The sequence below is a fragment of the Pseudomonas sp. UMAB-40 genome (assembly GCF_900095275.1).
In the GTDB taxonomy this organism is placed as follows: domain Bacteria; phylum Pseudomonadota; class Gammaproteobacteria; order Pseudomonadales; family Pseudomonadaceae; genus Aquipseudomonas; species Aquipseudomonas mandelii_B.
Window position 1 is genome coordinate 10,734 of sequence record NZ_LT607584.1, and the last position, 21,070, is coordinate 31,803.

Consider the following 21,070-nt stretch of genomic DNA (forward strand, 5'->3'; position numbering starts at 1 on the left):
CGACCATCCGCCGGAAAATGACTTTTTTTTCACGTTCCCACGGACTTTTACCTCCTCCCTGAACAACCATCGACAGTTATTCAGCCATACTCCAGAATGTCGCGCTTTTACGAAATAACCCGTTACATAACGGCTTATCAACACCTTATGAGTCTGCCAGCGTGAAAATCCGTCTTTCCATCCTGAGCCTATTGTTTGCCTTTACAGGGACGTTCCTCACGCCAACGGTCAATGCCGCTGAAACCACCGCGGCACCCCGAGACACGAAACAACTCAAGCTCGCTTCCGGCAGTTCTTTGCTGCTGGATATGCAGACCAACAAAGTCATTTATGCCAGCAACCCCGATGTGGTTGTCCCCATCGCGTCGGTCAGCAAATTGATGACCGGTCTGATTGTGGTCGAAGCCAGGCAGAACATGGACGAGTACATCAATATCAACATCAGCGACACGCCAGAAATGAAAGGCGTGTTTTCCCGGGTCAAACCCAAAAGTGAATTGCCACGCAGGGAAATGCTGCTGATCGCCCTGATGTCCTCGGAAAACCGTGCAGCCGCGAGCCTGGCCCATCATTATCCGGGTGGCTACGTCGCATTCATTGCCGCGATGAACGCCAAGGCCAAGGCATTGGGCATGACCAGCACCCACTTCGTCGAGCCGACGGGCCTCTCCCCTCGAAACGTCTCCACGGCCCGCGACCTGAGCAAATTGCTGATCGCCGCCCACAAATACCCGTTGCTGACCGAGCTGAGCACCACCAAGGAAAAAACCGTTACGTTCCGCAAACCCAACTACAGCCTGGGTTTCCGCAATACCGATCATTTGGTCGGCAAGCCGAACTGGGACATCAAGCTGACCAAGACCGGTTTCACCAACGAAGCCGGTCACTGCCTGGTATTGGTGACCAGCATGGGCAATCGCCAGGTGGCGCTGGTAATCCTCGACGCCTTCGGCAAGTACACGCATTTTGCCGATGCCACCCGCATTCGCAGTTGGGTCGAAACCGGCAAAGGCGCAGACGTGCCGTCGGTAGCCTTGCAGTACAAGTCGGACAAGAACCTCAAGCACCGTCAGAGCGGTGTTGTTGAAGCGTCAAAATAAATCAGCGGCAAAAAAACAAAGCCCCGATCATTCGGGGCTTTTTTTCGTCTGGCATTAATCGTTCGGCAAAGGCATCTGGTCATCATCGGGAATGCCATCCCCAGCGCTTGGATCTCTCATGCCGTGGGGATGCTCCGGCGGTACCACCATTGGACGCGCCAATGGATCCCTTAACGGATCGTTCGGATCCATCACCGGATCAATGCCCTCTTCGGGCGTTGTAGGGACACTGTCCGGACGTTTGTCGTTGAAACTCGAATCAGTAGACATACGCACCTCACCAAGGGTTAGGGTTTCAGATCAGCGAGTGGGTCGTAGGGCTTCGCCGGAGCCTTGGGATTGTCGCCCGGCTTTACATCCCTGGGCGCCTTGGCAGGTCCGATGGGATCGACCTGAGGATCGGCGAGGTCCGGCGAATCGGGGTCGAAATCCAACTCGTCGCCCGAAGAATGTTCGGATGAATGCGGGCCGTCAGGGGTATTGGACTGTGCCATGTGGCGCCTCCTGGAATCTGGCCCGGAGAAACCAGGCCTTATCCCTTAGAGGCAAAGCGTGCCTGGCGGTGCCGGGCACATGACGAACGGAAACCTATTGCGCGGTCAGCGCTTTCTTCGCACGTGCAGCGGCCTGTTCCTGACCGGCCTGTCCAAGATCACTCGCCGCCTTCAACCAGCGCTGCTGATCGACGTTGGCAGGTATCTGATTGGGCTTCTGAATCAATACAGCCCAGCCGCCGGCATCTTTAAAAGAGGACTCAAACGAACTGAAGCTCATCAAATTCCGGCGGTTCATGCCGGCGCGCAGCAACACCGTCTGCTTCTGACGGTTGTACCCGGCAAGAATGGCGTAACGCGGTTCAGCCCAGAGCGCCGTGCCTTCAGTGAAGCGCACCATCACCGGATAGCCGGCCGCGACCTGGGTTAACAGTGCCGGCAAATGGCTGTCGAGGGGATAAACCACCATCCCGTACTCACGAGCAAGGTTTTGCATGTTCTGCTGCAACTGGGCTTCGGCGCCCGGCAAGTGCAAGGGTTTTTCGAGCAACCCGGGCGTAATCACGACGCCCTGCTGTGCCAGCATGCTGGCCAATACCTGTGGTCCGCTCTGATAGTCCTGGCCACGGTAGAACGTACCGCTGAGTTCGACACGTTCCGGCAGCCGCTTGATCTCCGGTGCCACACTCCCCGCGCATCCTGCCAAAACTGCGACGCAACCCACCATCAGCGCCGCCGCTCGAATCCGAGAAAATACCCGCACGATCATCACTCTCTTGTTCAGACGCCAGGCAATACGCTCCCGGCTTGGCCGTCGATCATAGGACGCCACGCGACGCCGGTATAGCCTTAACCCGCAGTTGAGTGCGTTCGATAGAGCGAACTGGTTGATGACAGCCGACCTTTGGTCAATAGCCTGAAACACAGCAGCGACTAGACTGTCATTTGCAAAGAGTGTGTGCCCGATGCAGGGCAAAGAGGAGGCACCGATGAGCCTGACAATGACAATCGTAATGTTGATTTCCGGCTGGCTGGCCGTGGCCGCCGCCATGTTGTGGGGCGTTTTGCGGATTACCCGTCGGCACCATCACCACCCCGCTCAATCGTCGCCTGTGGCCAAGACCGATAAACCACCGGTACACCACGCGACCGCGCACTGATCTTTTCGGATTCGCAAACAAAAACGGCCGCCTGGGCTCTTTCGAGCGCAGGCGGCCGTTTCGTTTTTGCGGGTTAAGCTTCAGCCGCTATTTTCTTCTGCTTGGCCCGGCGCGACATCATGTTCAAGCCCTCAATGGTCGCCGAGAAGGCCATGGCCGCATAGACGTAGCCTTTGGGCACGTGAGCACCGAAACCTTCAGCGATCAGCGTCATGCCGATCATGATCAGGAAGCCCAGCGCCAGCATCACCACGGTCGGGTTGTCGTTGATGAACTTGGCCAGAGGATCAGCCGCCAGCAACATCACCAGCACCGACACCACCACGGCGATGATCATGATCGGCAAATGCTCGGTCATGCCCACAGCGGTAATGATGCTGTCGATGGAAAACACCATGTCCAGCATCAGGATCTGACCGATCGCAGCAGCGAAGCCCAAGGTCACGGTCGAGGTCGCCGACATCGGATCATTCGGTGCCGGGTCCATGCTGTGATGGATCTCGGTGGTCGCCTTCCACAACAGGAACAGGCCACCGGCAATCAGGATCATGTCCTTCCAGGAGAACGCGTGGCCGAGAATATCGATCACAGGCTCCGTCAACTGGACGATGAACGCGATGGTGCTCAGCAGGCCCAGTCGCAGAATCAGCGCCATGCCGATACCGATGCGGCGTGCTTTCTGCCGATGCTGCTCGGGCAGCTTGTTGGTCAGGATCGAGATGAAGATCAGGTTATCGATGCCGAGCACGATCTCCATCACGATCAACGTGGCCAGGGCGACCCAGGCGGTGGGGCTTGCAGCGAGTTCTAAAAGGTATTCCATGGGTCAGTCCTGACTCGTTTGAACGGTTTAGATGTCCTGGGACGAAGATTCGGTTTTCTTCTTATCTTCGGCCGATGGTTCTTTTTTGCTGATCAGGCCGCCGGTGGCATCGCTGATCGCCTCTTCGGCGGCTTTGTGGGTGTCGTCAATCGCCTGTTTGGCGGTTTCGGCAGCCTTGCCCATCAATTGCTGAGCGCTTTTCTCGGCCTGGTCGCAACCGGCCAATACCAGTAAAGACGCAATCAACAGTGCCGTGGTTTTAAGCTTCATGATGCTTTCCTCGATAGAACAAAACGGGCCGAAACGATGGCCCGCTGATAGCGACGCATTCTAGGGAGGCAAACACTTCAGGAAAATTCGTATTTTTAGCGGTTATACTTCGGTTTTTACGAACTGTAGGCCGTCATGCTCAATTATCGGCAATTGCATTACTTCTGGGTGGTGGCCAAGACCGGCAGCATCGTGCGCGCCTGCGAGCAGTTGAATCTGACGCCCCAGACCATCAGCGGGCAGATTTCTCTGCTCGAACAAACCTATGGCATTGAGCTGTTCCGACGGGTCGGCCGGCAGCTTGAGCTGACGGAGGCCGGGCGTCAGACCCTGCCCTACGCCGAGCAAATGTTTCAGCTGGGCGGCGAACTGGAGTTGATGCTGCGGGCGCAACCCAACGAACAGCAGATCCTGTTTCGGGTGGGCGTCGCCGATGTGGTGCCCAAATCCATCGTCTATCGCCTGATCGCACCGACCATGGAATTGAGCGAGCCGCTGCGCATCACCTGCCGCGAAGACAAACTGGAACGGCTTCTCGCCGACCTGGCGATCCAGCGGCTGGACCTGGTGATTTCCGACAGCCCGATGCCCTCGCACCTGGACATCAAGGGTTACAGCCAAAAACTCGGTGAATGCGGGATCAGCTTCTTCGCCACCGCCGAGCTGGCGGCACAGTACGGTCAGGATTTCCCACGCAGCCTGCACGGCGCACCACTGCTGATTCCCGGGCCGGAAACCGTGGTGCGCAGTCGCTTGCAGCGATGGTTTGCCGAGCAGCAAATCCAGCCGCGCATTGTCGGCGAGTTCGACGACAGCGCACTGATGCAGGCTTTCGGTCAATCGGGCAGCGGGATTTTCATCGGCCCGAGCGTGATTGCCGACGAAGTGAAACGCCAATACGGCGTGGAGCTGATTGGCCAGACCGACGCCGTGACGGAGTCGTTCTACGCCATTTCAGTGGAACGCAAGGTCAAGCACCCCGGCATTGTGGCGATTACCGAAGGTGCCCGACGCGAGCTGTTCACCGAGGTGTGAAGGGTCAGGCGCAAATTTCGCGAGGTTTCATGGTCATCAGCGCCATGGCCAGGAGAATCGAAACCAGGATAAACGCGGCTGCGGCAAAACCCAGCCCGCCCAAGCCAACGCTGTCGATCACCCGTCCGCCGACCATCGCACCCAGGCCGATGCCGAGGTTGGCCCCGGCGATGTTCAGCGACGCGGCAAAGGCCGGCGCCTCGGGCGCAGCCTTCATCAATCGCACATGGCTGACCAGGAACAACGCCGCCTGTGTCACGCCCCAGATCCCCATCGCCGCCGCCAGACCGAGTGGCGAATGAATGTTCGGCACCAACGCCACCATGCCGGCGATCATGAACGTGCAGAACATCATCGAAGCCATCAGCGGATGACGATCCACCGCGCGTCCGCCCAACGAGTTGCCGATCAGACCGACCGCGCCGAAGCCCATCAGGCACCAGCCGACCACCGTGCCGTTGAAACCGGCGAGACGTTCAAGGATGTCCGCCAGGTAGGTGTAAGCGGTGAACATGCCGCTGAACACCAGGATCGACAGCAGCACATGGCCCAGCATCAACGGGCTGCGCAGGATCTTGAACTGCGAACGGAAGCTCACCTGATGCTGATGCAGATTGGTTTTCGGCAGGTAGATAAACAGCAGCAACGCCTTGGCAAACGCGATCACCGCCAGAATGCCAAAGGCACTGCGCCAGCCGAACGCGTCAGAGATCAGCGTGCCTACCGGAATGCCGAACACCGTGGCGCAGACAATGCCGAAACCGATCTTGGCGATCGCCCGCCCCGCGTAATCCGGCCCGACGATGTCCACCGCGGTTTCACTGGCCAGCGCCCAGAACACCGGCAACCCCAACGCGGGGATCAAGCGGGCAATGGCCATCACCCCGATGTTCGGTGCAAACGCCGCGAGGGTGTTGGCCAGGCCGAACATGATCAACACCGAGATGAACAGTTTGCGCCGCTCGAACCTTGCGAAGTACGCGGTCAGAAACGGCCCGAACGCGGCGACGGTGAAGGCAAACAGAGTCACCAGCAAACCTGCTTGGGGGATGCTGACTTCAAGGTCTCGGGCAATCGCCGGCAACAGGCCGACGATGATGAACTCCGTGGTCAGCACGGTAAAACCGGCGGCCGACAACAGAAGGATGGGCAACAGCATGCAGAACTCCAGAAAACGACGACACCAGCGATAGCCCGAAGGCCCACTGGCATGACTTGAAAATGAGGATGGGCAATCTTAACAGAGTGTTTCCGATCAGGGTTGCACGAACCTGCCGATCTCGTTGATCACGCGGGCGGCAGATCGTCACAGGTCTGAAGGATCAAGACCACGCTGTGATAAAGTCCGCGCCCTGCGATACGTACACCTTGTTCATCGGCCATTCACTGGCATTGATGTCGCGATACCCCCGCACCTAATAATCAGAGATGCCGTTTTATGACTGCTTCATCCCCTTCGCTATTGCAACGCTTGAAACGCTTGAGCCTGGTCTCGCAAATCGTCATCGGCCTGATCGCCGGGATTGCCCTGGCGCTGATCGCGCCGGAGGTGGCGAAATCCACGGCATTCATCGGCAAGGTCTTCGTTTCGGCACTCAAAGCCGTCGCGCCGATTCTGGTGTTCGTGCTGGTCATGGCCTCGATCGCCAACCACAAGCACGGCCAGGAAACCCACATCCGGCCGATTCTGTTTTTGTACCTGCTGGGCACGTTTGCCGCCGCGGTGGTCGCGGTCGTTGCCAGCATGATGTTTCCGTCCAGTCTGGTGCTGTCCACCCATGACGTCGCTGTCACCGCACCGGGCGGCATCAGCGAAGTGTTGCAAAGCCTGCTGCTGAGCGTGGTCGATAATCCGGTCAGTGCGCTGATGAACGCCAACTTCATTGGCATCCTGGCGTGGGCGATCGGCATGGGCGTTGCGATTCGCCATGCCGGTGATACCACTCGCGAGGTACTCGGCGACCTGTCCAACGGCGTGACCCTGATCGTACGCCTGGTGATTCGTTTCGCGCCGCTGGGGATCTTCGGTCTCGTCGCATCGACCTTGGCCACGTCTGGTTTCGGGGCGTTGATCGGCTACGTGCATCTGCTGGCCGTGCTGCTGGGCTGCATGTTGTTCGTGGCGCTGGTGATGAACCCGGTGATTGTGTTCTGGAAACTGCGACGCAACCCGTATCCGCTGGTGCTGACCTGCCTTCGGGAAAGCGGCATCACGGCGTTTTTCACCCGCAGTTCGGCGGCGAATATTCCGGTGAATCTGGAATTGAGCAAGCGCCTGGGCCTGCATGAAGACACTTACTCGGTATCGATTCCGCTCGGCGCCACCATCAACATGGCCGGCGCGGCGATCACCATCACCGTGCTGACCCTGGCGGCCGTGCATACCTTGGGCATCGCCGTGGATATCCCGACGGCCATTCTGCTCAGTGTGGTGGCGGCGATTTGTGCGTGTGGCGCTTCGGGCGTGGCCGGCGGTTCGTTATTGCTGATTCCGCTGGCGTGCAGCCTGTTCGGCATTCCGAGTGAAATCGCCATGCAGGTGGTGGCGGTGGGCTTCATTATTGGGGTGTTGCAGGATTCTGCGGAGACTGCGCTGAACTCGTCTACGGACGTGCTGTTCACCGCTGCGGCTTGCCTGGGCGAAGAAGCAAAAGCGCAACGTCTGGCATAACACTTCACCCTGTGGTGTAGTCGCACAATGTTTACACATGAAAAAGCCCCCGCAACCTCAGGCTGCGGGGGCTTTTTTGTACCTGGGCGGTTTAGAACGCGCCCATGTAGTCGCGCTTGCCCACTTCCACGCCGTTGTGACGCAGCAGTGCGTAAGCGGTGGTGACGTGGAAGAAGAACTGCGGCAGGCCGTAGCTCAGCAGGTAAGCCTGGCCACTGAAGCGCTTCTCTTTAGGCGTGCCTGGACGCGTCACGATCTCGATGCCTTCCTTGCCGTCGATCTGCTCAGGCTTGATCTCGCCGATGTAAGCCAGAACCTTGGCGATCAGGGCTTGCAGTTCAGCGAAGGTGGTTTCGGTGTCGTCGTACTTCGGCACTTCGATCTCGGCCAGGCGCGAGGACACGCCTTTGGCGAAATCAACGGCGATCTGCACCTGACGCACCAGCGGGAACATGTCCGGGTACAGTCGGGCTTGCAGGAACGCGTTCGGGTCGATGTTCTTGGCGGTGGCGTGGGCTTCGGCCTTGTTCAGAACGTCGCTCAGGGCGTTGAGCATTTGTTGGAAAACAGGAACCGAAGCGGCATACAGGGAAATAGTCATGGCAGTCTCGTGTGGTGACAGGGGGAAACGTGGGGCGATTATAGCGATGCGCGGTCCCAGGTGAAGCGATAGATAGTGTCGGGCGGGCCAGGATGACAACGACCGTTATCGGCGTCGGCACCGACGATCGACCACTGTGCACGCGAGGTCTCACCCAGCTCATGGGCAGCCTGGGGATTGAAGCACTGGCTGAGCAATTCATCCGGCACCAACGCGTATGACTGACGGTGTTCGCGCAACCATTGCGCCGCTTGCTCGACCGTGGAACGGGTCATTCCGAAATGAACGATCGGCTGTCGGGCAAACAACCAATGGCCCTCGCGCCAGTTGACCAACACCAGGTCCGCGCCTTGGGTCATCTGCGCTGCTTGCACCATCAGTGCCTTGTGAGGATTGGGTCCGTCCTTGACCGGCTCGATAAAACCGCGGGCGAACCACAGCGTGAACCAGGCCACGGCCACCACCTGAAATACCCGCCACCCCCGCGGGCGCTGGCTGAACCAGCGCTTGAACAGCCACGGAATCAGCGGCGCAGCGATCAGCACCAGCCCCGGTAGCGCCGGATAGATGTACAGCTTGCGCTTGCCGCTGCTCAGGCAGAAAAACAGCACGACCAGCACGACCCACCCCAGCAACACCAGCACTCGTCCATCGCGCTTGCGCAGTTGCCGGCTCCAGGCGGGCACCAGCCATGGCAACGCGAGCACCAGCGGCAGCCAATATTGCGGGATGACGTTGACGAAGAAATACCAGAACGGTTCTCGATGATCCCACGCTGCCGCATAGCGTCCCGCTGTCTGGCGCAGAAGTATTTCCCGCGCATAAGCGACTTCGTCAGCGGCGCCATTGAATACGATGGACACCGCCAAGGGCAGCAACCAGATCGCGATGGCGCCAAGCACCACCAAAAAACCCAGGCACCACTTGCGCGCCGCGCCCGGCATGGCCACCACACCGGGCCAGCCTTTGCGCACTGCGTAGGCATACGGAATCAACATCAATGCCGGGACGAAGCCGACCCCTTTGGTGATCACACCAATCCCCATGGCCGCGCACCCAACGTAAAACCAACGCCAGGCCGGCCCAAGCAGCAGATGACGCACCAGGCCGTACAGCCCCAGCGAAGTAAACAGAATCAGAAAACTGTCGATCTGACCGGTCCGCAAAATGCTGTACGTCTGATACGTCGCCAAATACAGGAGCGCTGCCGTCCGACCGGCACGCTGATTCCATAGCCTTCGGCCCAAATCGTAAAGCATGGCCGTGACCGATGTGGCAGACAAAAGCCCCGGAATATAAAGGGCAAGGGCGGGGATGCCGGTGATCCAGGTAAAAAACGCCACCGTCCACATGAAAATCGGTGGTTTATCGCCGTAGATTTCGGCGGCTCGGTGCGGAATCAACCAAGAACCGTTGTGCAGCATTTCCAGCGCAACGCCGAGGAATCGCTCCTCATCGACATTCTGCGGCTGACGCAGGCCAAGTCCCGCGCCGACCAGTAAAAGAGCAAGCAGCATCAGTCCCAGACATTCAACGCTGGGTGACAGGGTTCGGCGCACGGGTCAGTCCTTCAAGGTTTTGCTGCGGGCAATCAATTGCAGGTTGCGCAAATACACGATGGAGCCGAACGCCTGACCGGCGATGAACACCGGGTCCTGGCGGTAAATGGCATAAGCGAACAACAGCGCACTGCCGACGATGCTGAGGTACCAGAAGCTCACCGGAATCACGCTGCGTTTTTTGTATTCGCTGTACAGCCACTGCAGGACAAAGCGTCCGGTAAAGGCGATCTGGCCACTGAAACCGACCACCAGCCACAAGGTCTCGCGGGACAGGTTCATCCTTCCATCTCCTGCGCATGGGTGTTCAGTCGCGTGCGCTTGATCAGCCACCAGACGCCGACCAGATCGAGAATTCCCACCAGGGCGCGGTCGATGTTGCCGTATTTGGAAACCCCGGCCGTGCGCGGTCGATGATTGACCGGGTGAGTGATCATACGGCCGTTGTGGCGCTGGATCAGCGCAGGAATGAAGCGGTGCATATGGTCGAAGTACGGCAAGCGCAGAAACGCGGCCCGCTGGATCAGTTTCAACCCGCAACCCGTGTCGGGTGTCTGGTCCTTGAGCATGCGGCTGCGCAGCCCGTTGGCAAACCGCGAGGCCCAGCGCTTGCTCGCACTATCGCGGCGGTTGACCCGATGCCCGGCGACCAATTGAAGGTCGACGCTGCCCAGCTCACTGCGCACCAACGCCAGCATGCCGGGAATATCCGCGGGGTCGTTTTGACCGTCGCCATCGAGCGTGGCCAGCCATTGGCCCCGGGCGGCGAGCGCCGCATGGTAGAGCGAAGTGCTCTGCCCCAGCGAACGCTCATGGCGCAGGATGCGCAACGTGCTCAAGCCACTGTATTTGCTCTGTCGCAGTTCCTGCAAAGTGGCGTCAGTACTGCCGTCGTCCACGACGATGATTTCATACGCCTCATCGGCCAGTGCGATACGGATTTCTTCGAGCAGCGATTTGAGATTGTTCGCTTCGTTCTTTGCCGGGATCAGCACGGATACAAATATGTCTTGGTTCATAGAGGCCCCTATTACCCTGGATGTTTATGATCGAGGGCCAACATTTCATCTCTGATAAAAGTGGCGATACCACTTCACGAATTCCGCGACGCCGGTTTCAACCGTCACTTGCGGACGGAAATCGACCCACTGTGCCAATGCCGACACGTCCGCCCAGGTCTTGACCACGTCGCCCGCCTGGAGCGGTAGAAAGTTGCGCCGGGCCTGAATCCCTAACGTCGACTCAAGGCAGCCGACGAAATCCAGCAGCGCCACCGGCATGCCGCGGCCGATGTTGTAAATCCGGTTGGCGCCCTCGCCAGGGTGGTCCGACAACGGCGGTCGTGGGCGCAGGCGCGCAATGCTTTCGACGATGTCGTCGATGTAGGTGAAGTCGCGCGACATCTGGCCCTGGTTGTAAAGGTCGACTGGTTTGTCGTTGAGGATCGCGTGGGTGAATTTGAACAGCGCCATGTCGGGGCGGCCCCAAGGTCCGTAAACGGTAAAAAACCGCAGGCCGCTGGCCTTGAGTCCATACAGGTGGCAATAGCTGTGGGCCATCAGCTCATTCGCGCGTTTGCTGGCGGCATACAGCGAAATCGGGTGATCGACGGCATCTTCAACGCTAAAAGGCATTTTGCTGTTGGTGCCGTACACCGAGCTGCTCGACGCATAAATCAGATGCTTGGGGCGATAATGTCGGCAGGCTTCCAGCACATTCAGAAAACCCACCAGGTTCGATTGCGCATAGACGTCCGGGCTGTCCAGCGAGTAGCGAACGCCGGCCTGGGCCGCCAGATGGATGACCTCGGTGAAACCGTGATCCTTGAACAAGGTTATCAAGGCTGGCTTGTCGACAATGTCCAGCACCTTGAAATGAAAACCGGACAAGGTGCTCAGCGCCTTGAGCCGTGCGTTTTTGAGTTCCACGCTGTAGTAGTCGTTGAGATTATCGATGCCGACCACATCAATACCTTGCTCACACAGGCGCTTGACCGTGTGAAAGCCGATGAATCCTGCGGCGCCGGTGACTAGAACGGTCATAGCGGGGCCACGCCGATGAGCGCATTATTGCGGGTCGATTCCAACATCAGCTTCATGCCTTGCTCCAGGGTGAAATCGTTAAAGCCGGTGACGTCGTCGGTACGCCATGGCGTTGCGCCGGCCATGTGCGACAGTGGTCCGCAACCATGCACACGGTGCCCGCCAGATTGTAAAAATAGCGTTATGGTTTGATGTTGGTTTTATGACCATTTCATAGCTGGAGCGACGAATTCAGTTGCCATTGGCGCACGCCGATTTAAAGTGCATGCCGGCAGGAGAAGAATATGAAACCGGGAAAGGACGCAGAACAATGAGCATTGAGCAAGAGACGACCTTCGACGAGCCGCGCCTCAACAGCACGGAAATCCGCATTCTGGGCTCGTTGATCGAGAAGCAGGCCACCAGCCCGGAAACCTATCCGTTGACCCTCAATGCGCTGGTGATTGCCTGCAACCAGAAAACCAGTCGCGAACCGGTGATGAATCTCACCCAGGGGCAGGTCGGCCAGAGCCTGCGCGCCCTAGAAGGTCGCGGCTTTACCAAACTGGTGATGGGCAGCCGTGCCGATCGCTGGGAGCATAAGGTCGACAAGGCGCTTGAACTGGTGCCGGCCCAGGTGATTCTGGCGGGATTGCTGTTTCTGCGAGGCCCGCAGACGGTCAATGAACTGCTGACCCGCAGCGGCCGCATGCATGATTTTGAAGACGCCGAACAGGTGGTGCATCAACTGGAACGGTTGATTGCTCGCGGACTGGCGCTGCTGATTCCCCGTCAGGCCGGGCAGCGCGAAGACCGTTATATGCATGCGTTGGGTGATCCGGCGGATATCGAAGTCATCCTCGCTGCCCGGCAAAACCCGGCCGAACGCGGTGCCGGTAGCGGCGTATCCGTAGAGCGTATCGAAGAGCTTGAGGCGCGAATTTCCGCACTCGAAGAACGACTGGCACGCCTCGAGTAACCAATACGATCCCTGCTACAAGATCTGCGCCATGCCTGTAAGGTTATTCGCCATCCCAGTAATCCACGCCGTCGCCCGGGCGGGCGATGGCGACGAAGCCTGAGGCATTGCCTTCGGCGTCGACCTTGAAGTCGTCCATCACCACGTATTTGCCGGAATCCGGGTACTCGCAAATCTCCGGCGATTGCTGGGTGCTGACCGCCAGGTAACGAAGTTCGCCCTTGCTGTTGTTGATGATCTGGTGCGCCGCTTCAGGACCGCCCGGCGGGCAGGCGATCACGTCACCGGCGCGGATCGGAAAACGCTCGGCACCAAGGCGCACCACCCCCTCCCCAGCCACGACGTAAAACATCTCCTCGTTGACCCGATGACTGTGAAAAGGGCTGCCACGCATGCCTGGTTCGAGCACGTACAACCGATAACCGAGCTTTTGCGACCCCAACTGCTGGCCGACGCGGGCCATTCTCTGTTGGTAGCGGCCGGCGGTTTCACCGGTGGGCGCCAGGGCTTCGGGCAGCGGTTCGAGTTCGACCTGATTCAGGTTGAGAATGGGGGGATGCATGGGAACCTCGGGCACGGTTTGTTGGTTGGGGGGCAAGTCTTTGCTTGCTGGCGGGAGTATAGGCGGGAAATGTGCGGCAATTGATTGGGCTTGCCTGGGGGACCGAGGTGCGCCCATCGCGAGCAAGCTCGCTCCCACAGGGTTCTCTGTCGATCACAACATGTGCGTACGACGCCAATCCTCTGTGGGAGCGAGCTTGCCCGCGATGAGGCCAGTACAGCCAACCAATAATCTGAAGGATCAGCTGCGAGCAAACTCCACCGCTTTCTTGAACTGCTCATCCGTCGGCCGCACGCCCGTGTACAGGACAAACTGCTCCAGCGCCTGGATCGCGATCACTTCCAGCCCGGTAATGACGCGCTTGCCCTCAGCGCGACCGCGCACGATCAGCGGTGTTTCTGAGGGTATCGCCACCACATCGAAGACGGTCTCGGCAGCAGCGATGGTTTCAGCGTCGAACGCCAGTTGATCGGCCTCAGGGCCGCCGCTCATGCCAATCGGCGTGACGTTGATCAACATCTGCGGACGCTGAGTGCCAAGTTCCGCCTGCCACTGGTAGCCCAGTGATTCAGCCAGCGCCCGCCCGGCACGTTCGTTACGCGCCACGATCACGCCGTATTGATAGCCGCCATCGCGCAAGGCACTGGCCACGGCTTTGGCCATGCCGCCGCTGCCGCGCAGGGCAAAGGTCGATTCCTTCGGCACCTGATGGGTTTCAAGCAGCTGGGCGATGGCGATGTAATCGGTGTTGTAGGCCTTGAGGTGGCCATGGGTGTTGACGATGGTATTGATCGATTGAATGGCCGCTGCCGACGCGTCCAGCTCATCGACCAGCGCAATGCAGGCTTCCTTGAACGGCATCGACACGCCGCAGCCACGAATGCCCAGTGCACGAATGCCGCCAACGGCACCCGGCAGATCCTGACTGCTGAACGCCTTGTAGTAAAAATTCAAGCCCAACTGTTCATACAGATGATTGTGAAACCGCAGGCCGAAGTTGCCGGGGCGCCCGGAAAGCGACATGCACAGCTGGGTGTCTCGGTTGGGGTTCATCTGCATGAAACATCTCCTTCATAAGCACTTTCAGATGGACGGGATTAGCCATTCCATCGTGGTCTGATCGATTATTACGGCGTGCCTGAGCAGGTTCGCCGGGGCCGTAAAGAAGTCGGTACAGACCTTACACAAAATTTACCCAGCGGCTGTGCTGATTTTCAAAAAAACGCTGTCTTAGAGGTATCCCCGCGACAATCCTTGGGTCTATTGCAGACGCAAGCGCCGGGTCGAAGAACCGAGGAATTATCATGATCCGTAAAATCCCCACAGTTGCCTTGCTGCTCGGAGCTCTTGCTATCACAGGGCAAGCAGAGGCTGGCGGCGGTCACGGTTGGCAGGGTCCAGCGGTATTTGGCGCGATCGTTGGTTCGGCAATCGTCGGCTCGGCCATCATCAACAGCAACCGGCCTGTTTACGTACAGCAACCGGTCTACGCCCAGCCGCAGCCGGTTTACATACAACAGCCGCCACCGGTTTATTACCAGCCCGCGCCGGTCTACGTGCAGCAACCGGTCTACTACGCACCACCGCCGGTTTACTACGGCCCGCCACGTGGTTATTACGGTCCACCACGCGGCTACTACGGCCCTCCCCACGGTTATGGCCGCTGGTAACAGATTCAACAGGCCCCGCCTTATCAGCGGGGCTTTTTTGTGACCGTTCGTCGGCGAAGGTCTGGGAAAATCGCGTCAAGGTCGCTGTCGGGACAGTGTGGGCGGTTCAGTTTGGCAAGATTGACTCGACCGCCCTTCCCCCGACTTGGGGAAAACGGTCATATTTATGTCATGCCAGGTCCGCAAGCTTGGATCTGTCCGTAAACAACAGGTTGATAAAAACAAGGACGACCTCATGCCCACGCAAAACCCGCACCGCATTGTCGGCTTGTGCACATCCAGCAAGGTGTACAACGCTTTGACCGAACTCAAGCACCTGGAAGGCCATCGCAGCGCCAAGTTTCTTTCGCTGCTGGCAGAAAACCTGGTGCGCAAAGGCCTGCTCAACGAGCAGGAAGTGGTCCATATGCTTGATATGGTGGTCGACTGAACCCGACACTCACTGGCGTCAATGACGACTATCGAAAGTGTTGATTGTCCGTTCGAGAGGCAGGTCCGTAAGGTAGCTCCATCGATTGATGGAGGTATTTATGTCCCAGGTTCAGATCATGTCCGTAATTGGCAGCGCCGTTCCCGCACCGCTCAGAGAGCTAGGATTGCTCGCCTGTTGGTATCTGGTGCAGGACGGCGAGCCGATCAGCGGACCGCTCACTTCACTGCCGGCCGCCCAAGCGTTGTCGCAACGAATCGGCCAAGGGAAGTTCAGCGCTTAAGGCAGCTGCACCCTTGGTTTGGTTTCGAGGAAAATGGCCCAGCTCGACATGAACAGCGCCGCGATCAGCGGCCCGATAACAAAGCCGTTGAGGCCGAAAATCGCCAGGCCGCCCAGGGTCGAGATGAGGATCAGATAGTCCGGCATCTTCGTGTCTTTGCCCACCAGGATCGGTCGCAGCACGTTATCCACCAGGCCGATAACGAAAACCCCGAACAACGCCAGCACCACACCCTGCCAGATCGCCCCGGCGAACAGGAAAAATGCCGCCACCGGCGCCCAGACAATCCCCGCCCCCACCGCCGGCAACAGCGATAGAAACGCCATCAATACTGCCCAGAGCAACGCGCTCGGGATGTCCAGAAACCAGAAAATCAAACCACCCAATGCGCCCTGTGTGATCGCCACCAGCAGGTTGCCCTTTACGGTCGCCCGAACCACGCGATTGAACTTGAGCTGCAAACGACGTTTCTGGTGTTCCTGCAACGGTACGGCGGAGCGAACTTTACGCGCCAGTTCCGCGCCGTCTCGCAGGAAGAAGAACAGCAGGTAGAGCATGATGAAGAAGCCGACCACAAAATCGAACGTGCCCTGACCGAAACTGAAGACCTGCGTGGCGACAAACTCATTGCCCGTCACCGCACTCTTGATGATTTTCTCCCGCAGCCCGTCCAGCTCACCGAGCCCGGCCCGATCCAGCAAATGCTGGAAGTACGGCGGCAAGCTGTGCTTGAAATGTGTCACATACCCCGCGATGTCCAGCTCGCCGCTTTCAATGCTTTTGTAAAGCGACGCCCCTTCCTGGACCAGCAAGATACTGAGAATGATCACCGGCAGGATCGCGATCAGCAGGCAGATGCTCAGGGTGAGCAGGGATGTGAGGTTGCGCTGCCAGCCGAACTTCAGTTGGATCCGGCGTTGCAGCGGTGCGAACAGAATCCCGAGGATCACCGCCCAGAACACCGCGCCGTAGAACGGCAGCAAAATCCAGATAAAAGCGGCGGTGACCACTCCGAGCAAAATCACCAGCGATTTGTTGTGTACCGTCTGTTCGTTCATGTCCGATCCATGTCAGTGCGCTCTGATATTGAAGAGCCGTGCTGATGCTTAGTCCGCGACGGTTCGCGCGAGTGCCATCCGTTTGTTCATCAAGCATAGATCCAGATCAATGAACCCCGCGGGCAAGGCGATTACCCTCGCGGGCTTTTGCGATCGACACTGCCATGACGCTCCTTGCTCCCGAACTGCTCGCCCCCGCCGGCACCTTGAAAAACATGCGATACGCCTTCGCCTACGGGGCCGATGCGGTCTACGCCGGCCAGCCGCGTTACAGCTTGCGGGTGCGCAACAACGAATTCGATCACGCCAATCTCGCGCTCGGCATCAAAGAGGCTCAGGCGCAGGGCAAACGTTTCTACGTGGTGGTAAACATTGCGCCGCACAACGCCAAGCTCAAGACCTTCCTCGACGACCTGGCCCCCGTGATTGCGATGGCGCCGGACGCACTGATCATGTCCGACCCGGGCCTGATCATGCTGGTACGCCGACACTTCCCGCACATGCCGATCCACTTGTCGGTGCAGGCCAACACGGTGAACTGGGCCAGTGTCGAGTTCTGGCAGCAACAGGGCTTGAGCCGGATCATCCTGTCACGGGAACTGTCGCTGGAAGAAATCGCCGAGATCCGCCAGCAAGTCCCGGCGATGGAGCTGGAGGTGTTTGTCCATGGCGCGCTGTGCATGGCCTATTCCGGCCGTTGCCTGCTATCGGGCTACATGAACAAGCGTGACGCCAATCAGGGCAGTTGCACTAACGCCTGCCGCTGGAAGTATTCGGCGACGCAAGCCACGGAAAATCAGCTCGGTGAAATCGTCCAGCAGTTCAGGCCGGAGCCGACCCTGGGCATCGGCGCGCCGACCGATCAGGTGTTCCTGTTGCAGGAAGCCAATCGCCCGGATGAACTGATGCCGGCCTTCGAGGACGAGCACGGCACCTACATCATGAACGCCAAGGACCTGCGCGCCGTGCAGCACGTCGCACGCCTGACACAGATGGGCGTGCATTCACTGAAGATCGAAGGCCGGACCAAATCGCACTTCTATTGCGCACGCACCACGCAGGTCTACCGCCGGGCGATTGATGATGCGGTGGCCGGTCGCGAGTTCGATCGCAGTTTGATGACGGATCTGGAGTCCCTGGCCCAACGCGGCTACACCGAAGGTTTCCTGCGTCGGCACGTGCATGACGAATACCAGAACTATCAGCACGGCAGCTCGGTTTCAGAACGTCAGCAGTTTGTAGGCGAGTTGACCGGCGAACGGCGTGATCGCCTGGCGCAAGTGACGGTCAAGAACCGCTTTGGCCTGGGCGATCACATGGAACTGATGACACCCCAGGGGAATTTCCACTTCGATCTGCATCAGTTGCAAAACGGCAAAGGCGAGCCGATCGACGTGGCGCCGGGAGACGGGCACACGGTGTATGTGCCGATTCCGGATGCGGTGGATTTGCGGTTCGGGTTGTTGATGCGGGATGTGAACGGCGTTTAGCGCCTTTGTGTCATCGGCCGCCAAGGCAAGGCTGGATGACTTTCTTCAACCCGGCGTTGTTTTTGGGCAATGAAAACTTAGCGCTCAACGGCTTCCCGCCCTCTTTGGGCGCCAGCAAAAGCTGCACGGGTTGGCCACGTGAGGCATCGCTCGCCCAGTAGGCCAGTTCATCGCGTGGGATGGCGGTGTAAAGCGAAAAGATCGTACCCACCTGGAATACCCCGCCGTCAGTCCAACTGCCAGAGGTCTGGTGATCGACGGCGGTGCGTGCGCCGGTCGTGATTCGCATTGCCCCCACTGCACCCGGACCTTCAAATGGATCGCTGTTGAAGCCCAGCGGCTCCGGTGCGAAATGCAGCGTAAGTCCGGCCTCTGGATTCTCCGGGTGGCAGCTGATTTGCAGATTGGCCTTGGTTTGATAGTCGCCGTAAGCGCTGTTGCCGTAAGTGCTCGCTGTCAGCAAGAGGCCCTCGACATAGGGTTGCTCAACCAACCACACCGGGTGCGCCGGGCTAATGATTTGAATGCCATCAGCTGACTCGCTCACGCCCTGAGCATGAGCATCGAAATGTGAAAAGCAAATAGCGGCGAACAAGGTCAAGCTAAGGGTTTTAATAGAGCGGATCATAAAAGTGTTCATCCCAATCAGTTACCTGGAAGTGCAGCTTTAGTGACTGGCAACGTCGTCTGGCCCGACTTCAACGACAGGCGCTGTCAGTGATGGCCCAGACCGATCAGTAACGCTTCCGATAAATGCCTCACGCACCTGCAGTTGTATAAACAAACTATTTGCAGCTGTACCCCTCGGGCATCGTGACGGTGTAGTTGCGTTGTACGCGATCCTCGAAATTCAGGTTCCGCAGCCCCTGTGCCACCAGAAAGACTTCGACCTTCTCTCCTCGGCAATCCTCGTTATAGGACGATGCCCGCAGCAGATACACCGCACGCTTACTCACTTCATCCCGGGCAGTGGCCGTGAAGGTGGTCAGCGTTGTGTAGCCCGTTCGCTCCGAGGTTCCCACCGGGCCATAGGTCGTATTTGGCGTACTGGTGCAGATCAGCCGGTCATCTTTTTTCTTGCTGTTCTTGCACACGGTCGAGGTGCTGGTTGGCACCTGTCCATACTCGGTCGCGGTGTAGCGGTAAGTGACTTGCCGACTGCTGACATCGAGGGTGATGGTCATTTTGATCGGTGAATGGTTCTTGGGCAGGCTGGTGTCGGTAAATACCTCCCGAAAGCCCTGGTCTTTCAGTGCGTTGACCATATCGCGCAAGTAGTAGCGAGCATTCAGTGCGTTTTCATCACTGCCACCGGTGGACGTCACAAGTACGGTGGCCTGTCGGTCAAACTGATAGTCCGGATCAGGTGTCGCATTGATCGCTACGTCCATTTTCGTTGCACAGCCGCTGAGCAACGCCGTCAGCCATAACAGCATGCAGCACAAAAACCGGGTCATGAAGGAGTCGCCTTGCAACTAAGGATTTAATAAAAGCTAAACGGTTGAGCCTCGCGATAAACAACTCGCCGTCATCAGCAATGCTCAGTCTTTCTGAAATTCCAGCAGGTCGCCTGGCTGGCAATCGAGCGCCGCGCAGAGTTTGTCCAGGGTGGCGATCTTCACCCCCTTGACCTTGCCATTTTTCAGCAATGAAAGATTGGCCTCAGTGATGCCCAGCAGGGCAGCCAGCTCTTTCGAGCGAATTTTCTGCGTGGCCATGACAACGTCGAGGCGAACGATAATGGTCATTAAGTTTTTCTATATGTATTGACTGTGCTCATCGCTGAGCGCTTTGGCATCGCGCATGATAATGGAAAACACGCAGAGTAATAGTCCTTTGACGATCTCGTACGCGGAGGCGGAGGACAGGCCAATCGAGACCTTGAGAATACCTTGCCCCGGGGGCAGGTCCATGGATAACGCCAGACCTTGCAGGGTTTCTATCAGTGGGTAGGTCGCCGGCAAAACGATGCACAACACACCGATGCGCCACAGGATGCTGGTGTTGCGGTCGGACCAGGTTTCGCCGCGAGACAAGCGCAGGAAAAACAACCCGGTCAGCCATAACGCATACGCCGATAGCAGCTGGGGCAGGAAGTCCAGAACGATGATCAGCGCAGTGACCCGTGGCGAGAGATACGTATGGGGGTCAAGCAGCGTATCTTCGGCAAAGGGGTCGAGCAGTTGCGGCGCGCTTTCGGCAAAACCACCGAGCAGCGCGGCCAGCATTTCATCCTTGTCATAGATCCAGACCATGGCGTTACCACCCACCTCGATGATGCCCATGGCCCAAACCAGTAACGCGGCCAGCAGTCCGATCCAATGCATCCGTTGCAGCGCCGAGTAGTTTATGCGGGAGTTCATGCACAGTTCCTTGCTGAGCCGTTATGGTGACTTATTTTTGATGATAAATTATCTGATTACAATAAATAATTGTATTTTACGAGAGCGTTCTTCGGCCTACTGCCCGCTTCAGCATTCGCCACGGGCTTATGACGTAAGCGTTACCTTTTCATCGGATTTTTCTGCATCATGCATTCCCCGTAAGGGTTGGTGTGACCCTGGCGTTGCCGGCAGATCCAACGCTCGCCCTTGTTCATGATCAGGACGGGCTCCAGCTTGTAGTTCAGCTGGATATAGGCATTGGCGACTTCGATCGCCGCCGGACATGCACGTTGCTTCGCCTGAGTGGTGACGGCATTGACACCTAGGCCGTTCGAGGCCGATCCACAATAGAGGGATCCGGTGTGGGCCTGCGTGGTCCCGGGGATGGACAACGCAAAGCCCGCGATGCCAATTGCAAAAAGAGAAAAGACAAAATCAGAAGGTCGCATCAGCATTGACTCCAAAGTAGCTGGAACGCCA

28 protein-coding genes and 1 pseudogene are annotated in these 21,070 nt (G+C 58.3%); 9 read left to right on the top strand and 20 right to left on the bottom strand.

Translation table 11 applies throughout. The features are described 5' to 3' along the window. The first annotated feature begins 161 nt into the window (after nt 1-161). Nucleotides 162-1,100, top strand: a complete 939-nt coding sequence (gene pbpG, locus K0F88_RS30745; protein ID WP_219097675.1) for a D-alanyl-D-alanine endopeptidase — start codon at nt 162-164, stop codon at nt 1,098-1,100. Nucleotides 1,101-1,154: 54 nt separating this feature from the next. On the opposite strand, the gene K0F88_RS30750 is transcribed toward pbpG, so the two are convergent. The 3 genes and pseudogenes from K0F88_RS30750 to K0F88_RS30760 form a co-directional block, all read right to left on the bottom strand. Further along, nucleotides 1,155-1,370 (bottom strand): hypothetical protein, encoded by a 216-nt coding sequence (locus K0F88_RS30750; protein ID WP_219097676.1) that lies wholly within the window; start codon nt 1,368-1,370, stop codon nt 1,155-1,157. A 17-nt stretch (nt 1,371-1,387) separates the two neighbouring features. Further along, nucleotides 1,388-1,594: a DUF6021 family protein gene (locus tag K0F88_RS30755; RefSeq protein ID WP_094468140.1), complete on the bottom strand. Its 207-nt coding sequence runs from the start codon at nt 1,592-1,594 to the stop codon at nt 1,388-1,390. Nucleotides 1,595-1,688: 94 nt separating this feature from the next. After that, nucleotides 1,689-2,416: pseudogene (locus tag K0F88_RS30760) on the bottom strand (peptidase C39 family protein). A gap of 143 nt (nt 2,417-2,559) precedes the next feature. Between K0F88_RS30760 and K0F88_RS32725 the strand changes: the two are divergent. Further along, nucleotides 2,560-2,754: a hypothetical protein gene (locus tag K0F88_RS32725; RefSeq protein WP_094468142.1), complete on the top strand. Its 195-nt coding sequence runs from the start codon at nt 2,560-2,562 to the stop codon at nt 2,752-2,754. A 73-nt stretch (nt 2,755-2,827) separates the two neighbouring features. On the opposite strand, the gene K0F88_RS30765 is transcribed toward K0F88_RS32725, so the two are convergent. Then, the gene (locus tag K0F88_RS30765) at nt 2,828-3,577 is read right to left on the bottom strand and encodes a TerC family protein (RefSeq protein ID WP_219097677.1); all 750 of its coding nucleotides are present in this window, start codon (nt 3,575-3,577) and stop codon (nt 2,828-2,830) included. 27 nt (nt 3,578-3,604) lie between these two features. Next, nucleotides 3,605-3,847: a hypothetical protein gene (locus tag K0F88_RS30770; protein WP_094468144.1), complete on the bottom strand. Its 243-nt coding sequence runs from the start codon at nt 3,845-3,847 to the stop codon at nt 3,605-3,607. A gap of 135 nt (nt 3,848-3,982) precedes the next feature. Between K0F88_RS30770 and nhaR the strand changes: the two genes are divergently transcribed. Then, entirely contained in the window at nt 3,983-4,882 is a 900-nt protein-coding gene (nhaR, locus tag K0F88_RS30775; protein ID WP_109629261.1) for a transcriptional activator NhaR, read from the top strand. A gap of 4 nt (nt 4,883-4,886) precedes the next feature. Here nhaR and K0F88_RS30780 read toward each other — a convergent pair whose 3' ends face one another. After that, on the bottom strand, nt 4,887-6,041 hold the full coding sequence (locus tag K0F88_RS30780) for an MFS transporter (protein WP_219097678.1): 1,155 nt from the start codon (nt 6,039-6,041) through the stop codon (nt 4,887-4,889). Nucleotides 6,042-6,320: 279 nt separating this feature from the next. Here K0F88_RS30780 and sstT point away from each other — a divergent pair, with 279 nt between their 5' ends. Continuing rightward, the gene (sstT, locus tag K0F88_RS30785) at nt 6,321-7,553 is read left to right on the top strand and encodes a serine/threonine transporter SstT (RefSeq protein ID WP_219097679.1); all 1,233 of its coding nucleotides are present in this window, start codon (nt 6,321-6,323) and stop codon (nt 7,551-7,553) included. Nucleotides 7,554-7,644: 91 nt separating this feature from the next. Here the strand turns inward: sstT and K0F88_RS30790 are convergent, their stop codons facing one another. From K0F88_RS30790 to K0F88_RS32730, 6 genes are read right to left on the bottom strand one after another with little or no spacing between them, the layout of a single operon-like run. Then, nucleotides 7,645-8,154 carry a DUF1993 family protein gene (locus K0F88_RS30790; protein ID WP_219097680.1) on the bottom strand — a complete coding sequence of 170 codons (510 nt, stop codon included), beginning with the start codon at nt 8,152-8,154 and terminating at the stop codon, nt 7,645-7,647. 38 nt (nt 8,155-8,192) lie between these two features. Next, a complete protein-coding gene (locus K0F88_RS30795) occupies nt 8,193-9,713 on the bottom strand; it encodes a glycosyltransferase family 39 protein (protein ID WP_219097681.1) in 1,521 nt (506 codons plus the stop codon). A 3-nt stretch (nt 9,714-9,716) separates the two neighbouring features. Beyond that, nucleotides 9,717-9,995 (bottom strand): lipid-A-disaccharide synthase N-terminal domain-containing protein, encoded by a 279-nt coding sequence (locus K0F88_RS30800; RefSeq protein ID WP_076028031.1) that lies wholly within the window; start codon nt 9,993-9,995, stop codon nt 9,717-9,719. Further along, nucleotides 9,992-10,732: a glycosyltransferase family 2 protein gene (locus K0F88_RS30805; RefSeq protein ID WP_219097682.1), complete on the bottom strand. Its 741-nt coding sequence runs from the start codon at nt 10,730-10,732 to the stop codon at nt 9,992-9,994. Before K0F88_RS30805 ends, K0F88_RS30800 begins: the two co-directional genes overlap by 4 nt. Before the next feature lie 45 nt (nt 10,733-10,777). Further along, the gene (locus K0F88_RS30810) at nt 10,778-11,755 is read right to left on the bottom strand and encodes an NAD-dependent epimerase/dehydratase family protein (RefSeq protein ID WP_219097683.1); all 978 of its coding nucleotides are present in this window, start codon (nt 11,753-11,755) and stop codon (nt 10,778-10,780) included. Beyond that, nucleotides 11,752-11,880 carry a hypothetical protein gene (locus K0F88_RS32730; protein ID WP_257605415.1) on the bottom strand — a complete coding sequence of 43 codons (129 nt, stop codon included), beginning with the start codon at nt 11,878-11,880 and terminating at the stop codon, nt 11,752-11,754. Before K0F88_RS32730 ends, K0F88_RS30810 begins: the two co-directional genes overlap by 4 nt. Before the next feature lie 185 nt (nt 11,881-12,065). Here K0F88_RS32730 and K0F88_RS30815 point away from each other — a divergent pair, with 185 nt between their 5' ends. Next, nucleotides 12,066-12,713, top strand: a complete 648-nt coding sequence (locus tag K0F88_RS30815) for a YceH family protein (protein ID WP_219097684.1) — start codon at nt 12,066-12,068, stop codon at nt 12,711-12,713. Nucleotides 12,714-12,756: 43 nt separating this feature from the next. On the opposite strand, the gene K0F88_RS30820 is transcribed toward K0F88_RS30815, so the two are convergent. Together K0F88_RS30820 and K0F88_RS30825 are read right to left on the bottom strand one after the other, a co-directional pair. Next, nucleotides 12,757-13,275: a cupin domain-containing protein gene (locus K0F88_RS30820; protein ID WP_094468150.1), complete on the bottom strand. Its 519-nt coding sequence runs from the start codon at nt 13,273-13,275 to the stop codon at nt 12,757-12,759. Nucleotides 13,276-13,515: 240 nt separating this feature from the next. Then, the gene (locus K0F88_RS30825) at nt 13,516-14,334 is read right to left on the bottom strand and encodes a shikimate 5-dehydrogenase (RefSeq protein WP_219097685.1); all 819 of its coding nucleotides are present in this window, start codon (nt 14,332-14,334) and stop codon (nt 13,516-13,518) included. A 245-nt stretch (nt 14,335-14,579) separates the two neighbouring features. On the opposite strand from K0F88_RS30825, the gene K0F88_RS30830 reads away from it, so the two are divergent. The 3 genes from K0F88_RS30830 (at nt 14,580) to K0F88_RS30840 (ending at nt 15,658) form a co-directional block, all read left to right on the top strand. Beyond that, nucleotides 14,580-14,945, top strand: a complete 366-nt coding sequence (locus tag K0F88_RS30830) for a hypothetical protein (RefSeq protein WP_094468152.1) — start codon at nt 14,580-14,582, stop codon at nt 14,943-14,945. Between the two features lie 235 nt (nt 14,946-15,180). Next, complete coding sequence (locus K0F88_RS30835; RefSeq protein ID WP_219097686.1) at nt 15,181-15,375, top strand: hypothetical protein; 195 nt, start codon at nt 15,181-15,183, stop codon at nt 15,373-15,375. A gap of 100 nt (nt 15,376-15,475) precedes the next feature. Further along, the gene (locus K0F88_RS30840) at nt 15,476-15,658 is read left to right on the top strand and encodes a hypothetical protein (protein ID WP_094468154.1); all 183 of its coding nucleotides are present in this window, start codon (nt 15,476-15,478) and stop codon (nt 15,656-15,658) included. Here K0F88_RS30840 and K0F88_RS30845 read toward each other — a convergent pair. Next, a complete protein-coding gene (locus tag K0F88_RS30845) occupies nt 15,655-16,716 on the bottom strand; it encodes an AI-2E family transporter (RefSeq protein ID WP_219097687.1) in 1,062 nt (353 codons plus the stop codon). The genes K0F88_RS30840 and K0F88_RS30845 overlap by 4 nt on opposite strands. 164 nt (nt 16,717-16,880) lie before the next feature. On the opposite strand from K0F88_RS30845, the gene yegQ reads away from it, so the two are divergent. Continuing rightward, the gene (gene yegQ / locus K0F88_RS30850; protein ID WP_219097688.1) at nt 16,881-18,206 is read left to right on the top strand and encodes a tRNA 5-hydroxyuridine modification protein YegQ; all 1,326 of its coding nucleotides are present in this window, start codon (nt 16,881-16,883) and stop codon (nt 18,204-18,206) included. A 10-nt stretch (nt 18,207-18,216) separates the two neighbouring features. Here the strand turns inward: yegQ and K0F88_RS30855 are convergent, their stop codons facing one another. The 5 genes from K0F88_RS30855 to K0F88_RS30875 form a co-directional block, all read right to left on the bottom strand. Continuing rightward, the gene (locus tag K0F88_RS30855) at nt 18,217-18,846 is read right to left on the bottom strand and encodes a hypothetical protein (protein WP_219097689.1); all 630 of its coding nucleotides are present in this window, start codon (nt 18,844-18,846) and stop codon (nt 18,217-18,219) included. Nucleotides 18,847-18,991: 145 nt separating this feature from the next. After that, complete coding sequence (locus K0F88_RS30860) at nt 18,992-19,663, bottom strand: hypothetical protein (protein ID WP_219097690.1); 672 nt, start codon at nt 19,661-19,663, stop codon at nt 18,992-18,994. Nucleotides 19,664-19,747: 84 nt separating this feature from the next. Then, nucleotides 19,748-19,954 carry a helix-turn-helix transcriptional regulator gene (locus K0F88_RS30865; protein WP_201205025.1) on the bottom strand — a complete coding sequence of 69 codons (207 nt, stop codon included), beginning with the start codon at nt 19,952-19,954 and terminating at the stop codon, nt 19,748-19,750. Between the two features lie 9 nt (nt 19,955-19,963). After that, the gene (locus K0F88_RS30870; RefSeq protein WP_219097691.1) at nt 19,964-20,569 is read right to left on the bottom strand and encodes a hypothetical protein; all 606 of its coding nucleotides are present in this window, start codon (nt 20,567-20,569) and stop codon (nt 19,964-19,966) included. Nucleotides 20,570-20,709: 140 nt separating this feature from the next. Further along, nucleotides 20,710-21,039 (bottom strand): hypothetical protein, encoded by a 330-nt coding sequence (locus tag K0F88_RS30875; protein WP_219097692.1) that lies wholly within the window; start codon nt 21,037-21,039, stop codon nt 20,710-20,712. Nucleotides 21,040-21,070: the final 31 nt, after the last annotated feature.

Coding starts and splice junctions, on each gene's coding strand:
- K0F88_RS30845 (WP_219097687.1), bottom strand. CDS start 16,716: ATGAACGAACAGACGGTACACAACAAATCGCTGGTGATTTTGCTCGGA.
- K0F88_RS30780 (WP_219097678.1), bottom strand. CDS start 6,041: ATGCTGTTGCCCATCCTTCTGTTGTCGGCCGCCGGTTTTACCGTGCTG.
- yegQ (WP_219097688.1), top strand. CDS start 16,881: ATGACGCTCCTTGCTCCCGAACTGCTCGCCCCCGCCGGCACCTTGAAA.
- K0F88_RS30805 (WP_219097682.1), bottom strand. CDS start 10,732: ATGAACCAAGACATATTTGTATCCGTGCTGATCCCGGCAAAGAACGAA.
- K0F88_RS32730 (WP_257605415.1), bottom strand. CDS start 11,880: ATGGCCGGCGCAACGCCATGGCGTACCGACGACGTCACCGGCTTTAAC.
- K0F88_RS30820 (WP_094468150.1), bottom strand. CDS start 13,275: ATGCATCCCCCCATTCTCAACCTGAATCAGGTCGAACTCGAACCGCTG.
- K0F88_RS30830 (WP_094468152.1), top strand. CDS start 14,580: ATGATCCGTAAAATCCCCACAGTTGCCTTGCTGCTCGGAGCTCTTGCT.
- K0F88_RS30755 (WP_094468140.1), bottom strand. CDS start 1,594: ATGGCACAGTCCAATACCCCTGACGGCCCGCATTCATCCGAACATTCT.
- K0F88_RS30765 (WP_219097677.1), bottom strand. CDS start 3,577: ATGGAATACCTTTTAGAACTCGCTGCAAGCCCCACCGCCTGGGTCGCC.
- K0F88_RS30855 (WP_219097689.1), bottom strand. CDS start 18,846: ATGAACACTTTTATGATCCGCTCTATTAAAACCCTTAGCTTGACCTTG.
- K0F88_RS30825 (WP_219097685.1), bottom strand. CDS start 14,334: ATGCAGATGAACCCCAACCGAGACACCCAGCTGTGCATGTCGCTTTCC.
- K0F88_RS30835 (WP_219097686.1), top strand. CDS start 15,181: ATGCCCACGCAAAACCCGCACCGCATTGTCGGCTTGTGCACATCCAGC.
- K0F88_RS30790 (WP_219097680.1), bottom strand. CDS start 8,154: ATGACTATTTCCCTGTATGCCGCTTCGGTTCCTGTTTTCCAACAAATG.
- K0F88_RS32725 (WP_094468142.1), top strand. CDS start 2,560: ATGCAGGGCAAAGAGGAGGCACCGATGAGCCTGACAATGACAATCGTA.
- sstT (WP_219097679.1), top strand. CDS start 6,321: ATGACTGCTTCATCCCCTTCGCTATTGCAACGCTTGAAACGCTTGAGC.
- K0F88_RS30870 (WP_219097691.1), bottom strand. CDS start 20,569: ATGAACTCCCGCATAAACTACTCGGCGCTGCAACGGATGCATTGGATC.
- nhaR (WP_109629261.1), top strand. CDS start 3,983: ATGCTCAATTATCGGCAATTGCATTACTTCTGGGTGGTGGCCAAGACC.
- K0F88_RS30750 (WP_219097676.1), bottom strand. CDS start 1,370: ATGTCTACTGATTCGAGTTTCAACGACAAACGTCCGGACAGTGTCCCT.
- K0F88_RS30770 (WP_094468144.1), bottom strand. CDS start 3,847: ATGAAGCTTAAAACCACGGCACTGTTGATTGCGTCTTTACTGGTATTG.
- K0F88_RS30840 (WP_094468154.1), top strand. CDS start 15,476: ATGTCCCAGGTTCAGATCATGTCCGTAATTGGCAGCGCCGTTCCCGCA.
- K0F88_RS30875 (WP_219097692.1), bottom strand. CDS start 21,039: ATGCGACCTTCTGATTTTGTCTTTTCTCTTTTTGCAATTGGCATCGCG.
- K0F88_RS30810 (WP_219097683.1), bottom strand. CDS start 11,755: ATGACCGTTCTAGTCACCGGCGCCGCAGGATTCATCGGCTTTCACACG.
- K0F88_RS30860 (WP_219097690.1), bottom strand. CDS start 19,663: ATGACCCGGTTTTTGTGCTGCATGCTGTTATGGCTGACGGCGTTGCTC.
- K0F88_RS30800 (WP_076028031.1), bottom strand. CDS start 9,995: ATGAACCTGTCCCGCGAGACCTTGTGGCTGGTGGTCGGTTTCAGTGGC.
- K0F88_RS30865 (WP_201205025.1), bottom strand. CDS start 19,954: ATGACCATTATCGTTCGCCTCGACGTTGTCATGGCCACGCAGAAAATT.
- K0F88_RS30815 (WP_219097684.1), top strand. CDS start 12,066: ATGAGCATTGAGCAAGAGACGACCTTCGACGAGCCGCGCCTCAACAGC.